Raw genomic sequence first — 14,095 nt, 5'->3', positions numbered from 1 at the left:
GGTTGATCCCTTTTTACGGAGGAAAAGTCATGTCATCCACTCAGCGTCCACTCCCCCCTTTTGCCGCGCAGCAGCAGACGTGGCCAGGCAGTACTGCCGCGATGCAGCCACAGCCCGATCACGGCGAAGAGAGCTATCAGGGTTCCGGCCGTCTGGCGGGTAAAAAAGCGATTATTACCGGCGGGGATTCTGGCATTGGCCGGGCCGTGGCCATTGCCTTTGCCCGGGAAGGTGCCGATGTGCTGATCTCTTATCTTGATGAGCATGAGGATGCGCAGGACACCGCCCGGCTTGTCGAGGCCGCCGGTCAGAAAGCGCTGCTGGTGCCAGGCGACATCACCGATGCCTCACACTGTAATGCGCTGGTTGATAAAGCCGTTGAAGCCTTTGGTGAGATTAACATTGTGGTCAATAATGCGGCATATCAGATGACACGCGAGTCGCTGGAGGAGATCAGCGACGACGAGTTTGATCGCACCATGAAAACGAATCTTTACGCGATGTTCTACATCACTAAAGCGGCCACAAAGCACATGCCAGCGGGCGGATCGATCATCAACACCGCCTCGATCAATGCCGACCAGCCGAAACCGAAGCTGCTCGCCTACTCCGCGACTAAAGCCGCCATTATTAACTTCTCCGGAGGCCTGGCTGCCCTGCTGGCAGAGAAAGGTATCCGAGCTAATGTGGTCGCGCCCGGTCCTATCTGGACACCGCTAATCCCCTCGACCATGCCGGTTGAACAGGTGAAAAACTTTGGCAGTGAAGTGCCGCTGCAGCGTGCCGGTCAACCTGCTGAGCTGGCACCCACCTACGTGATGCTGGCCAGTGACGAAGCCAGCTACATTTCCGGCGCGACTATCGCCGTTACGGGCGGCGTGGCTATTATTTAACGTTCGCCGCTTCCCTGGTCTCTTCGGCCAGGGAATTTCCTATCAGTTTCTGCGCGATCCCCCACTGATAAAGCGGGTCCCGCGCCAGATTCTTCATTTTCACTTCGCACATGATATCGAAATCCTGGAACGACAGTGCCCACGCATTCAGCGTCGGATTAAAGAAGTAGTCGGAGTGCGCCCGCAGTTTGCTTTTGCTCACACCCAGCTGCTGCTGATCGGGCCAGCCCTCCTCCGGAATAATTCCCTCCTGAGAAATCGAATAGTGCAGCACCGGCCGCATACCCCGCCATGAGTCAATGACGCTGGCAACACGCGCGTCATCCGGCTGAATAAACTCACTCTCTTTTACCCAGTGATGGTGAATATCCAGCACCACCGGACAGAGGGGTGCCGCCTGCAGCACATCATCCAGCGAGCAGGAAATCTCATCATTTTCAACCGTCAGCATCCGCCGCGCTTCCGGGCTGAGCTGAGTAAACGCGCGTTTAAAACCGTCGAATCCCGCCCTGCCATTCATATGAATGTTGATTTTAAAATCCTGGAAGGTCTTACCGTAGCCCATGAGACAGGCGCAAAGCGCGTGATACTCCACATCTTCCAGTGCGCGCGTCACCACATCCGGATTATCGGAAGCCAGCACCGTATATTGTCCCGGATGGAATGAGAGCCGGATTTGATGCGTCCGCGCCAGCTCGCCACAGCGGGCAAAGAGTGGATAAAGCTCAGGCAGAAATTCCGCAAAGAGCGGCGTGGCTTCGGGAACCGTATAGAGCGGCAGCAGGTCGCTGCCGATGCGCATCATTCTGAGTGGCGCCGGTAACGTAGCCAGATGCTCCAGTGTCAGGTAGAGATTATTAAGGTTAGTAACGGTAATCTCATGAATCAGCTGATGACGTTCAGCCTGAGGTAAACTCAGAAATCGTTTACGGGTGGTGGCGCGAAACGGGAAAAACTGTTTACCGTCGCTATTGAGATACTTACATGCAAAACCTAATTTCATGTCTGCTCCTGATTTATGCTTATCAGAAGTGTAACAGGCCTCTGGCGACCAGCCAGTCGCGGGCCACAGAGATCGGGGTTAACCATGACAGGGAGAATCACCATGCAGGGTCACCAGATCCAGCGCACCGCTATCGACGCGGCTGAACGGCTGCCCGCCGCCGAATCAGGCTATCCTTTCGGGCCGGAACATCAGGTTTATAAAGTGTGTGGAAAAGTGTTTTTACTGCTGACGGAACTGCGGGGCGTGCCGATTATCACCCTGAAGTGTGAACCGCAGCAGGCAGAGCTGCACAGGGTGATCTATCCCTCGATCACCGCCGGTTATCATATGAATAAACGTCACTGGATCACGGTGTATCCGGGTGACGGCCTCTCACCCGGCCTGATTCAGCAACTGGTTGAAGAGTCGTATCAGCGAGTGGTGCGCGGCATCCCCGCCTCACGCCGTCAGGCCTGGGTGGGATGACGGCGGTGGCAGCGCGTCACAGAAACCCCGCTGTCATCAGCGGGCCATCCGATCCCGGCCCTTCACTTAATGGTGCAGCATCTCTTCCACGACCTGTGGATTTGTCATCTGGTAAGGGTAATAAGTTGGCCAGTTGTCCATTTCAGCCAGCAACGTCTGCTGAGACTGATTACCTATAAAGATGTGGAAGTGAGCAGACTTGCGTGGGCCGATGGTATGATCGCTGAACTGCACATATTTCGGGGCGTTGCTGCTGGCGTCCTGACACTCAAACAGGTAACGCACCCCTTTTTTACCTGAGGTATAGGTCAGGATTTTGTGGCCTGCATAGCGATAGTGGCAGGCGCTGACCCGATCACCGACATGGAACTCCATTACCCCGTTTTCAATACCGATAGTATCGACGTCGGTGGCGTAGCCTTTGCGATAATAAGCTTTAATCTCCTCTGCCGTTTTGCTCTTGTCCTGCTGCGCTTTCTTCTGCCAGACCGGATCCAGCTCGCCGCTTTGCAGCAGCGGATAAACTGACTGCCACAGCCCGTCCCAGTCAGAGAGTGGGCGATCTTTCACGTCGCTGTCAGCAAAAACCCCTTCGGCTGCTTTCTGCTCCATTACTGATAGCGGTTTGCCATGTGTATGCGTGCTATGTGCCAGCGCCTGCTGGCTGATGAGCAGCGCGCCCATGATTCCCATCCATTTACCTGCATGATTCGTCAAAGCCTGATCCTCAGTCAACATTACAAAATGAAATGTTATGATATAACATTTCTAAACTCAATCAGGAATGACACCTCTCCCTATTAATTTTATTTATAGATTTTCACCCTCTCGCGGAATATCACGCAGTCCGGCGAGAGGCGAATCTGACAGGGTTACAAAGCAGGTAGCCAGCATAGCGGGTGCGGGCTGACACGCCGCTAAGCCAGACGGCACAAGGCGTGGATAAGCGAAGCGATAACAGACATTCAGACGTAAGCGTGGTTTTTCTGCCGGACAAAAAAGGGACAGTGACAGCGGTTAAATGGCCGGTTTACCCTCAGTATTGTTCAGGTTGTTCTATATTTAGTGTCGTCGAAAGTAAAATAACAGCTGGAGCATAGATTCATGTCGAAAGAAACAGAGAAGAAACCCCTGAGCGAACACGCCCCCACCACCGGTCCGGAATCATCAGAACCGGGTCTGGGATCGCTGGCACCGAAAGATGGTTCGCATCAGCCCCCAGCCGAACCGACCCCGCCAGGCAAACAGCCCACCGCCCCGGGCAGCCTGAAAGCGCCACAGACACACAGCGCCAAACTTGACCAGCTTGAAGCCAGCCGTAAAAACGGCACCCATCAGGCCCTCACCACGAACCAGGGCACGCGCATCGCCAATGACCAAAGCTCACTGCTCGCGGGTTCGCGAGGTCCGACGCTGCTGGAAGACTTTATACTGCGTGAGAAAATTACGCATTTTGACCATGAACGTATCCCGGAGCGTATCGTTCACGCCCGTGGTTCTGCCGCACACGGCTATTTTCAGCCTTACCGCTCACTGAAAGATCTGACCAAAGCGCAGTTCCTGAGCGACCCCGAGCAGACCACGCCGGTGTTCGTGCGTTTCTCCACGGTTCAGGGTGGTGCTGGCTCTGCGGATACCGTACGTGATATCCGCGGTTTCGCCGCCAAGTTCTACACCGAAGAAGGTGTCTTTGACCTGGTCGGTAACAACACGCCGGTATTCTTTATTCAGGATGCCCATAAATTCCCTGACTTTGTGCACGCCGTTAAGCCGGAGCCGCACAATGAAATCCCGCAGGGTCAGAGTGCCCATGACACCTTCTGGGATTACGTCTCTCTGCAGCCGGAAACCATGCACAACGTCATCTGGGCGATGTCTGACCGGGGTATTCCGCGCAGCTATCGCACCATGGAAGGTTTTGGCATTCACACCTTCCGCCTGATCAACGCCGAAGGCAAAGCGACCTTTGTCCGCTTCCACTGGAAGCCGGTGGCCGGTAAAGCTTCGCTGCTGTGGGATGAGTCGCAGAAACTGACCGGTCGCGATCCCGACTTCCATCGCCGCGATCTGTGGGAAGCGATTGAAGCCGGTGATTTCCCGGAATATGAACTGGGTCTGCAGCTAATCCCGGAAGAGGATGAATTCAAATTCGACTTCGATATTCTGGATGCCACCAAGCTGATCCCGGAAGCGCTGGTGCCGGTGGAAATTGTCGGCAAGATGGTGCTGAACCGTAACCCGGATAACTTCTTTGCGGAAACCGAGCAGGTGGCGTTCCACCCGGGCCATATCGTGCCGGGCCTGGATTTCTCCAACGATCCACTGCTGCAGGGCCGTCTGTTCTCCTATACCGACACGCAGATCAGTCGTCTGGGCGGACCGAACTTCCATGAGATCCCGATTAACCGTCCAACCTGCCCGTACCATAACTTCCAGCGTCAGGGCATGCATCGCCAGGACATCGACACCAACCCGGCGAACTACGAGCCAAACTCGATCAACGACAACTGGCCGCGCGAAACGCCACCGGCTGCGAAAGGCGGCGGTTTCGAGAGCTATCAGGAGCGCGTTGAGGGCCACAAAGTGCGCGAGCGCAGCCCGTCATTCGGTGAATATTATTCCCAGCCGCGCCTGTTCTGGAACAGCCAGACGGAAGTCGAACAGCAGCACATCATTGGTGCCTACTCATTTGAACTGAGTAAAGTGGGCCGTGCCTACATCCGTGAGCGCGTGGTGGATCTTCTGGCACGCATCGATACTAAACTGGCACAGGGCGTAGCGGATAATCTGGGCCTCGCCCTGACCGATGAGCAGCGCAATATCCAGCCTCCTGCGGCGGTGAATGGCCTGACGAAAGATGACAGCCTGAGCCTCTACGCTATCCCGGATGGTGAGATTAAAGGCCGTCAGGTGGCACTACTGCTGAGCGATGGTGTGAAGGCGGCGGATGTGCTGGCGATTCTGCAGGCGCTGAAAGCGGAAGGTGTGCACACAAAACTGCTGGCGCCGCATATGGGCCAGGTGCGCGCGGATGACGGTTCTGTGCTGCCGATCGATGCCACCTTCGCCGGCCTGCCGTCTCTGACTTTTGATGCGGTGATGGTGCCGAATGGTAATATTGATGCCCTGCTGTTAAGCGGCGATGCCCGCTACTTCCTGCTGGAAGCCTACAAACACCTCAAGGTGATTGGTCTGGTGGGCGACGCGCGTCGCTTTAAAGCGCAGTTCGGTCTGGAAGATGCCGATCAGGAAGAAGGCATTGTGCAGGGCGACGCGGCGGAGGACGCACTGATGTCTGATTTTACGCAGGCGATGAAAGCGCACCGCGTCTGGTCACGCAGCCAGAAGGCACAGTCCGTTCCTGCCTGATGCGTTAAGTGAATAAAAAACCGCCCCTGGGGGCGGTTTTTTTATGCTGAAACTGTAGCACGGCCGCGTGCGCAGTGATCCGTCAGATATTCCGTTATCAGAAAGTCTGCCAGTTCTCATTGTCTGTCACGGCGACAGGCTGACGTTTGGGCACGGCAATCGCCTTCGCAACCGGTGCGGCGGAGAACGCGGCGTGCATGCTGCCGGTTTTAAAGACCGATACCGTTTTACGCAGGTAGCTCGCCTGCTCTTCCAGTGAGGCAGCAGCAGTCGCGGACTCCTCTACCAGCGCGGCGTTCTGCTGCGTCACACCATCCATCTCAGAAACCGCAATGCAGACCTGCTCAATACCACGGGTCTGTTCAGTGGAGGAGGCAGCGATCTCTTCGATCAACTGCGTCACCCGGCTCACCGACTTCACGATGCTCTCCATGGCGATACCCGCCTGGGAAGCGTGACCGGCACCGGTTTTAATGCGCTCGGCTGAGCGGTCAATCAATCCACGAATCTCCTGCGCGGCACTGGCGCTGCGTCCGGCCAGCGAGCGTACTTCACCTGCGACAACGGCGAATCCACGCCCCTGCTCACCGGCACGCGCGGCTTCAACCGCAGCGTTCAGCGCCAGAATATTGGTCTGGAAGGCGATGCTGTCGATAATGGCGATAATACCGGCGATCTGATTCGAGCTTTCGCTGATCTGATCCATGTTGGCGATAACGCGGGCAACGGTTTCGCCGCCCTGCAGGGCGGTGGCTGACGCCTCTTTCGACACCGTTGTCGCCTGCTGCGCATTGTCTGCGTTGAGCTTCACCGTTGAGGTGAGCTGCTCCATGCTGGCGGCGGTCTGTTCCAGTGCAGCAGCCTGCTGTTCAGTACGGGAAGAGAGATCGGTGCTGCCAGCAGAAATTTCCGCGGCACCGGTAAAAATAGAGCGGGTCGCGTCATCGACCGAAGTAATGGTCACCACCAGCGCATCGCGCATTTGTTGCAGCTCCTGAATCAGCAGGCCCATCTCATTGCGGCCTTCGTGCTGAATATCAGAGGTTAAATCACCTGCCGAAATGGTGCGCATATGCCCTGTCAGCCTGGCCAGCGGACTAATCAGCAATTTTTGCAGTCCCAACCAGACCGCCACGCCAATCACGCCAGTGATCAGGCTAATCGTCAGCAGCGCCCAGAGCGCATCTGTCAGACTACGCTGGTTATGTTCTGAAGTATCTTTCATCAACTGGATGTTCACCGCACGCCAGGCCTCATAGGCACTGTCGAGCTGGTCCTGCGCCGCCTGTGCTTCGAGGTTGCCATAGGCCGCGTAATTACCCTGCTTTAAAAAGGTAATTGAGGCCAGCATGGTCTCATGCATCTGCTGATAGGCGGTCTGAACCTGCGCCGACTGCGCTTCGCTCTGCCCCTCTTTGCGTGGCATCGCCTGCCAGGCTTTAAAGTCGGCATCGGCTCTGTCCGCAGACTGGCCCGCCTGCTCCAGCAGCGTGGCGATGGCGGCCAGTGATTTAGGATCCTGCTGGTTTTTCAGGAAACGGATAGCGACGCGGTTGATGGTCACGCGGGTTTTAATCAGGGTTTTCACCGCATCGCTCAGGTGCTGCTGCTGCAGGGTCAGCTGTTCTGCTGCCACGAAGTTTTTGTCGGCGTTTGAGACGCCGTTGTAAAACAGAAATCCGGTCAGGGTCAGTAACGTAATAAAGACGGCAAGCACCGCCAGAATACCGTGGGTTATTTTAAGATTTTTAAGCATGTCTGCAGGCTCATATCAGAGAAGTTAGAGTGGTTATCGGCTGGCTTGAGATTTATCTGAGTCTGCGAACAAAGAAGTTAACAAGACGCCACCTGCCGGGCGCAGCCAGCGCGCCGCTCAGGACAGAATAAAGTTGCGGCTCTGCCTGAACGCATTTGACGCTTAACAACCGACCCTGTGCTGTGGTTGAATTCGCCCCTTACTTTTTCGCACGTGGTTAACATGCATTACATTCAGAGTCTGATGAGTTTTATAGAGGGAAACAGAGTGCTGTCGATCAGCTTTAGCCTGTTGCTGCTGATCGTGGCCGGGCTGGTCACTCACCTGATCTGCAAATTCTTCATCGTCAAAGTGATCAGGAAGGTCTTTTTCAGCAGCCATAAAAAGGGTGTGCCACTGGATAAGGACATTCGCCTCTCTCAGAAGCTGTCAAATTTTGTGCCGGTAATTGTGGTCTACAACTTTCTGCAATTTATGCCAGGCCTGCCTGAAAACCTGAAAGTGGCGATTCAGACCATCTGCGGCATCCTGTTTTTTGTCTATCTGTCGATCTTCTTCAACGAAGTGCTGGAGATTGTTAACAACTCCTATACGCGCAAATCCAAGCGCAAGAATCACTCGATCAAGGGCTATATCCAGATTGGCAAAATCCTGGTGCATATCATCGCCGCAATCATGATTCTGGCGATTATGTCCAATAAGTCACCTGCCATTATTATCTCCTCGCTGGGTGCGGTTGCCGCGGTGCTGATGCTGATCTTCCAGCATACGCTGCTGTCGCTGGTGGCGAACATTCAGCTCTCCTCCAACGATGTCCTGCAACTGGGCGACTGGATTGAGATGCCGGACAGAAACATCAGCGGCGAAGTGATCGACATTGCGCTGCATACCATCACTATCCGCAACTGGGATAACACTATTTCACGTATTCCGACCAAGAACTTCCTGACCGAAACCTACACCAACTGGCAGGCGATGTTCTCGTCGGGTGCGCGCCGCATCATGCGCAGCTTTCATCTGGATCAGAAGTCGATCACCTTTGTGAATCAGGAGATGCTGCAATCGATGAGCCAGATCCGCCTTGCAGGCGAAACGATCACTGAGCTGCTGGATGGACGCGATATCAATGCCGTCGGCGAACGCTGGTTTATGGAGAACGGCATCACTAATCTGATGGTGTTCCGTAAATACCTGTCTGCCTGGCTGGCCCAACGCGATGACATTATGAAAGAGATGTATATCGTGGTACGACCGCTGAAGCCGTCGCCGGATGGGCTGCCGGTGGAGATCTACTGCTTCACCTCATCAATTTTCTGGGCGGATTATGAAAATACCCAGGCGGCGATTTTTGAGTATATCTATGCAATAGCCCGCGTGTTTGAACTGCAAATCTACCAGCATCCGGCAGGTTCCGATTTCGCCCGACTGGCTCAGCCACGGCCCGAGAGCCGGGATGCGCAGCAGAGCGGCATACAGTAACCGATGATGCGCGGTGGCAATCTCCTGCCACCGCCGTAGTAAACTTAGCTAAGCCTTAGCTCTTGCTGAGCGCATAGTTCAGCACTTTGTCATTTTTCATCTGCACGGTCAGCGTCTGCCCCTCGGTGGTGTTCAGGGTGCGCGCCTCGCTGTAGGTCCATTTCAGCAGCCGCTGTCCGTCCGGGTAAGGCGTTTCACTGTCAGGCTGACCAAACAGCGCAATCAACTGAGCTTTGGTGGTCTGACCGGCATGAATCTGCTGCAGATTACTGTTGTCCAGCCGATGTCCGACCCGATTAGAACAGGCGGCGAGCAGTAAAAGCGTGGCTAACAGAACGCGTTTCCTCACGTAACATCCTTTTGAAGTGTTCAGCGCCGCAGGTCATCCAGTACGACCTGCGCGATCGCGCTTAAGCTTATAGCGAATCCTCGCTATCCGGCAGGGTTTTCTGCGCCTGCACCGTCTCCTTTCCCCAGGCAGAGGCCGATTCAGGGTAATTAACGCAAATTAATGCCACCAGACACCTCGCCGCCCTGCGATTGCAACATCTTAGTCTATGATTACTTTCTGTATGCCGCGTGGAAGCGGTCTCACTCCCCCCTTCCCGCCGCATAACGCTGAACATCAGTCCTGCGTTCTGGCTGAAGAGACGCGCCAGCCCACCTGGCATCCTGGTCTCGCTGCACGGTTTATGATTTCTGACGCTTACGTCATCGACATCCTTTTCACGCGGTGGCCACCATCGCGTATTTCCAGGCTAAATGAGGCAACTGAATGGAATCCAAATCTTTTTTCAAAAGTTGGGGCGCTGAACGGGTTGCCAGTGATGAGGTGCGTTTCCGCCTCTGGGCAACCGGTCAGCAACGCGTGACGCTGCGGCTCTCCGGTAAAGACATTGAAATGACACCGCAGGCGGATGGCTGGTTTGAAACCCAGGTCGCGGGTGTGGCAGCAAATGCCGAATATGATTTTGTGCTGGCGGATGGCACGGCCGTGCCCGATCCCGCCGCCCGTGCTCAGAAAGCGGAGGTTAACGGCCCGTCGCTGGTGATCGATCCTGATGCGTATCAGTGGCAAAACACAGGCTGGAAGGGCCGTCCGTGGCAGGAGTCGGTAGTGTACGAACTGCACATCGGCACCTTTACGCCTGAAGGCACCTTCCGGGCGGCAATTGAAAAACTGCCGATGCTGGCTGAAACCGGCATCACCATGATTGAAGTGCTGCCGGTGTCGCAGTTTGGCGGTAATCGCGGCTGGGGCTACGATGGCGTACTGCTCTATGCACCCCATGCTGCCTACGGTTCGCCCGATGATTTCAAAGCCTTTATCGATGCGGCGCACGGCCATGGTCTGTCTGTTGTGCTGGATATCGTGCTGAACCACTTCGGCCCGGAGGGCAACTATCTGCCGCTGCTGGCGCCAGACTTCTTCCACAAAGAGCGCCAGACGCCGTGGGGCGCGGGTATCGCCTATGACGTGGATGCGGTACGCCGCTATATCGTGGAAGCGCCGCTCTACTGGCTGCAGGAGTTCAATCTGGATGGCCTGCGCTTTGACGCCATCGATCAGATTGATGATCCGAGCGAAAAACATGTGCTGATTGAGATTGCTGAGCGCATCCGCGCCACCATTACCGACCGCCCTGTTCATCTCACTACCGAAGACTGCCGTAACGTCACCTTCCTGCATCCGCGTGATGAAAACGGAGAAGCGCCGCTGTTCACCGGCGAATGGAACGATGACTTCCATAACGCCGTGCATGTGCTGGCAACCGGTGAAACGCACGCTTACTACCAGGATTTCGCCGACCAGCCGGAACAGCGGGTCGCGCGGGCGCTGGCCGAAGGCTTTGTCTATCAGGGCGAGGTTTCACCGCAGTCGGGTGAGCCACGCGGCGTGAAAAGCAGCCGTCAGCCGCCTGTCGCCTTTGTCGACTTTATCCAGAACCATGATCAGACGGGTAACCGTGCACAGGGCGAAAGGCTGGTCTCGCTGGCAGGTGCAGAGCGGACGCAGGTGCTGCTGGCCATGTTACTGGCCTCGCCGCACATCCCGCTGCTGTTTATGGGTGAAGAGTATGGTGAAACCCGGCCGTTCCTGTTCTTTACCGATTTCCACGGCGATCTGGCGAAAGCTGTGCGTGAAGGTCGCGCCCGCGAGTTTGAAGGCCATGCCGGTCACGGCGAAACGGTGCCGGATCCCAATGATGTCACCACCTTTGAACAGTCGAAGCTTAACTGGCCGCGCACAGAAACGCCGGAAGGTCAGCAGTGGCTGGCGCTGACGCGTCATCTGCTGGCGCTGCGTCAGGAACATATTGTGCCGCTGCTGCAGACGGCCGGGGGTGATGCCGGTCAGATAGTGAAAACGTCAGAAGGTTTCCTGGCCGTTCGCTGGGACTTCCCGCTGGGTACACTGTCACTGGCGCTGAACGTCGGCGACAGCACGCAGCCGATCCCGGATTTACCGGGCGAAACCCTGTTTGCCTGGCCGCAGACCGCCACCGAACTGATTCCCAACGCGATTGTCGTGCGTCTGGAAAAGAGAGAAGCAGAATGAATATTCCAACCGCAACGTACCGCATTCAGTTCCGCAACGGCATGACCTTTGACCGTGCGGCGGCGCTGGTGCCCTACCTGAAACAGCTGGGTATCAGCCATCTCTATGCGTCGCCGATCTTCAGCGCGACCGCAGAGTCGACTCACGGCTATGACGTGACCGACGTTAACCAGATCGAGCCGTCGATTGGCGGCCGTGAAGGCTTTGATCGCATGGCTGGCGCACTGAAAGCCGCCGGTCTGGGGCTGATTCTCGATATCGTCCCTAACCATATGGCCGCCTCGCTGGAGAACACCTGGTGGCGCGACGTTATTGAGCATGGCGAACAGAGTCGCTATGCCCATTATTTCGATATCGACTGGTCACGCCGCCTGACGCTGCCGTTCCTCGGTGACACTTTTGAGGCGGTGCTGGAAAAAGGTGAAATCAGCGTGCAGCGGGATCCGCAAACCGGCAAACCGGCGCTGGCCTACTTCGATAATTTCTATCCGCTGAAGCCGGAGACCTGGCAGGATCGGGAAGAGGCCGTACTGGCCCTGCGTGATGCCGCACAGATTGCTGAACTGCATGACCAGCAGCCGTGGCAACTGATCTCCTGGCGCGATGCGCCCAACAATCTCTCCTACCGTCGCTTCTTCGAAGTGACCGGTCTGGTGGGCGTGCGTGTGGAAGATAAAACGGTCTTTGATGCCGCACATCAGCTGATCCTCGAACTGGTCCACAGCGGCGCGGTGCAGGGATTGCGCGTTGACCACGTGGATGGTCTGGCCGACCCGCGCGGCTATCTGGAGCAGTTACGCCAGGCTGCCGGTCCCGACTGCTATCTTACCGTGGAGAAAATCCTCGGCGACAATGAACAGCTGCCTGACGAGTGGCCGGTTTCCGGCACCACCGGGTATGAGTTTATGGCTGCTCTCGCCAATCTGCTGGTCGACAGCGACCGCCTGAGCGGCCTGCGCAAGGCGTATCAGGCCGTTATCGGCAAAACCGTTGACATGAAAGCAGAGCTGCGTGCCGCCAAACTACTGATGGCGAACCGCAATTTCGCCGGTGAATTTAACCGGTTACAACAACTGGCACTGAAGATTGCCGATGCAGACGGCAAACCACAGCCGGAGGCGGAACTGAAAAATGCGCTGCGGGAACTGCTGGTTGCCTTTCCGGTTTATCGCACCTATGGCACGCCAGAAGGCCTGACACCCGCCGACACCGCGCTGCTGCAACAGGTGGTCAGCGAGGTCAAAGCCAGCGACCACGCGCCAGACACCCAGGCGCTCGACTTCCTGACGCGTATTCTGCGCGCTGACGTTGCCGACGCTGCTCGCGACGATGCCACGCAGTTCCGCACCCGCTTCCAGCAGCTGACCGGGCCGTTGATGGCGAAGTCAGTCGAGGACACCCTCTTCTTCCGTCAGCATATGGCGCTGGCGCTGAATGAAGTCGGCGCTGAACCGCTGGCACGTCACTTCTCGCTGGATCAGTTTCATGCCGAGATGCAGGCGCGGCGCGAACATCAGCCTGATGCGCTGTCAGGCACCTCAACGCACGATACCAAGCGCGGTGAAGATGCCCGTGCGCGTCTCTATACGCTGACCGAAGCGCCGCAGCGCTGGGCCGAGTGCGTCAGCCGCTGGCGGGAGATCAATCAGGACCATGTCGTTCGGCTGAAAGATGGTCCGGCACCGGAGCCGGCCGTCGAGTGGATGCTGTATGAAGCACTGGCCGGGGTCTGGCCCACGACGCTTCAGCCGCAGGATGCCGACGGCCTGGCGGCGCTGGAAGCCCGCTTTGTGGTCTATGTGGAGAAAGCGCTGCGTGAAGCCAAACTCCGCACCGACTGGGCCGATAACAACGACGCCTATGAAGAGGCGGTGCTGGGTTATGCCCGTCACCTGCTCGCGCCCGCTAACAGCGCATTCCTCAATGACTTCTGCCAGTCGCTGCAACCCTTTATGCGTGCCGGACTGGTTAACAGTCTGACCCAGACCGTGGTGAAACTTACCGCACCTGGCGTACCCGATATTTACCAGGGCAGCGAGGCGCTGGACTTCAGCCTGGTCGATCCCGATAACCGCCGCGAGCCTGATTTCGATGCCCTGGCGGCGATGCTTACCGCGCCACAGCACGACGGCAGCGAAGCACACTGGCTGCGTGGTCAGGTCAATCAGCAGGCAATTGTGAAGCTGCTGGCGCTGCGTCAGGCGCAGCCTGAGCTGTTCCGTCGCGGCGACTATCTGGCGCTGTCGGCGGAGGGCGAGCAGCAGGATAAGGTGCTGGCTTTTGCCCGCACGCTTCAGGATCAGGCGGTGATTGTGATTGTGTCACGCCGGGTGTTTAACGCGCTGCCAGAGAATCTCGATCAGCCACCCGCCGCGCGCTGGGCTGATACGGTTATCGCCCTGCCTGCAGCACTGGGCCAGCGTGAGTATCAGGATGTCCTGAGCGGTAAAACGCTTGATGCAGGCGACCAGTTGCCGCTTACAGCGCTGGCGGCACAGTGGTGCGCTGTGCTGGTCGCAAAATGAAAACCGGCATTAATGTTTTATACGCGTCAATCTGTTCATTGA

10 protein-coding genes are annotated in these 14,095 nt (G+C 56.7%); 6 read left to right on the top strand and 4 right to left on the bottom strand.

Annotation, left to right across the window (positions count from 1 at the left end; translation table 11 throughout):
• The first annotated feature begins 29 nt into the window (after positions 1–29).
• On the top strand, positions 30–893 hold the full coding sequence (locus AC6I77_RS08390; protein ID WP_003848953.1) for a glucose 1-dehydrogenase: 864 nt from the start codon (positions 30–32) through the stop codon (positions 891–893).
• Here the strand turns inward: AC6I77_RS08390 and AC6I77_RS08385 are convergent.
• Positions 886–1,896, bottom strand: coding sequence for a UV damage endonuclease UvsE (locus AC6I77_RS08385; RefSeq protein WP_312545889.1), 1,011 nt, complete (start codon positions 1,894–1,896; stop codon positions 886–888). The two genes, AC6I77_RS08390 and AC6I77_RS08385, sit on opposite strands and share 8 nt — an antisense overlap.
• A gap of 102 nt (positions 1,897–1,998) precedes the next feature.
• Between AC6I77_RS08385 and AC6I77_RS08380 the strand changes: the two genes are divergently transcribed.
• Positions 1,999–2,364 carry an MmcQ/YjbR family DNA-binding protein gene (locus AC6I77_RS08380; protein ID WP_376750949.1) on the top strand — a complete coding sequence of 122 codons (366 nt, stop codon included), beginning with the start codon at positions 1,999–2,001 and terminating at the stop codon, positions 2,362–2,364.
• A gap of 66 nt (positions 2,365–2,430) precedes the next feature.
• Here AC6I77_RS08380 and zinT read toward each other — a convergent pair whose 3' ends face one another.
• Positions 2,431–3,081 carry a metal-binding protein ZinT gene (gene zinT, locus AC6I77_RS08375; RefSeq protein WP_497816815.1) on the bottom strand — a complete coding sequence of 217 codons (651 nt, stop codon included), beginning with the start codon at positions 3,079–3,081 and terminating at the stop codon, positions 2,431–2,433.
• Between the two features lie 387 nt (positions 3,082–3,468).
• Here zinT and katE point away from each other — a divergent pair, with 387 nt between their 5' ends.
• Positions 3,469–5,733 carry a catalase HPII gene (katE, locus tag AC6I77_RS08370; RefSeq protein ID WP_003848945.1) on the top strand — a complete coding sequence of 755 codons (2,265 nt, stop codon included), beginning with the start codon at positions 3,469–3,471 and terminating at the stop codon, positions 5,731–5,733.
• A gap of 97 nt (positions 5,734–5,830) precedes the next feature.
• On the opposite strand, the gene AC6I77_RS08365 is transcribed toward katE, so the two are convergent.
• Positions 5,831–7,489 (bottom strand): methyl-accepting chemotaxis protein, encoded by a 1,659-nt coding sequence (locus AC6I77_RS08365; RefSeq protein WP_008926208.1) that lies wholly within the window; start codon positions 7,487–7,489, stop codon positions 5,831–5,833.
• A gap of 222 nt (positions 7,490–7,711) precedes the next feature.
• Here AC6I77_RS08365 and AC6I77_RS08360 point away from each other — a divergent pair, with 222 nt between their 5' ends.
• On the top strand, positions 7,712–8,968 hold the full coding sequence (locus tag AC6I77_RS08360; RefSeq protein ID WP_003850244.1) for a mechanosensitive ion channel family protein: 1,257 nt from the start codon (positions 7,712–7,714) through the stop codon (positions 8,966–8,968).
• A gap of 55 nt (positions 8,969–9,023) precedes the next feature.
• On the opposite strand, the gene AC6I77_RS08355 is transcribed toward AC6I77_RS08360, so the two are convergent.
• Positions 9,024–9,317 (bottom strand): hypothetical protein, encoded by a 294-nt coding sequence (locus AC6I77_RS08355; RefSeq protein WP_003850246.1) that lies wholly within the window; start codon positions 9,315–9,317, stop codon positions 9,024–9,026.
• A 426-nt stretch (positions 9,318–9,743) separates the two neighbouring features.
• Between AC6I77_RS08355 and treZ the strand changes: the two genes are divergently transcribed.
• Together treZ and treY are read left to right on the top strand one after the other, a co-directional pair.
• Positions 9,744–11,528, top strand: coding sequence for a malto-oligosyltrehalose trehalohydrolase (treZ, locus tag AC6I77_RS08350; protein WP_003850248.1), 1,785 nt, complete (start codon positions 9,744–9,746; stop codon positions 11,526–11,528).
• Positions 11,525–14,053, top strand: coding sequence for a malto-oligosyltrehalose synthase (gene treY, locus AC6I77_RS08345; RefSeq protein ID WP_140915572.1), 2,529 nt, complete (start codon positions 11,525–11,527; stop codon positions 14,051–14,053). Before treZ ends, treY begins: the two co-directional genes overlap by 4 nt.
• The last annotated feature ends 42 nt before the right edge of the window (positions 14,054–14,095 follow it).

It is taken from the genome of Pantoea sp. X-Soil-ISGK-259 (genome assembly GCF_059730705.1).
The sequence above is the reverse complement of the archived record's forward strand: the minus strand, read 5'-3'. Positions and strand labels throughout refer to the sequence as shown.

What these genes read in the sequence shown, in the direction of transcription:
- AC6I77_RS08390 (WP_003848953.1), top strand. Translation starts at nt 30, where the DNA reads ATGTCATCCACTCAGCGTCCACTCCCCCCTTTTGCCGCGCAGCAGCAG.
- AC6I77_RS08385 (WP_312545889.1), bottom strand. Translation starts at nt 1,896, where the DNA reads ATGAAATTAGGTTTTGCATGTAAGTATCTCAATAGCGACGGTAAACAG.
- AC6I77_RS08380 (WP_376750949.1), top strand. Translation starts at nt 1,999, where the DNA reads ATGCAGGGTCACCAGATCCAGCGCACCGCTATCGACGCGGCTGAACGG.
- katE (WP_003848945.1), top strand. Translation starts at nt 3,469, where the DNA reads ATGTCGAAAGAAACAGAGAAGAAACCCCTGAGCGAACACGCCCCCACC.
- AC6I77_RS08365 (WP_008926208.1), bottom strand. Translation starts at nt 7,489, where the DNA reads ATGCTTAAAAATCTTAAAATAACCCACGGTATTCTGGCGGTGCTTGCC.
- AC6I77_RS08360 (WP_003850244.1), top strand. Translation starts at nt 7,712, where the DNA reads ATGCATTACATTCAGAGTCTGATGAGTTTTATAGAGGGAAACAGAGTG.
- treZ (WP_003850248.1), top strand. Translation starts at nt 9,744, where the DNA reads ATGGAATCCAAATCTTTTTTCAAAAGTTGGGGCGCTGAACGGGTTGCC.
- treY (WP_140915572.1), top strand. Translation starts at nt 11,525, where the DNA reads ATGAATATTCCAACCGCAACGTACCGCATTCAGTTCCGCAACGGCATG.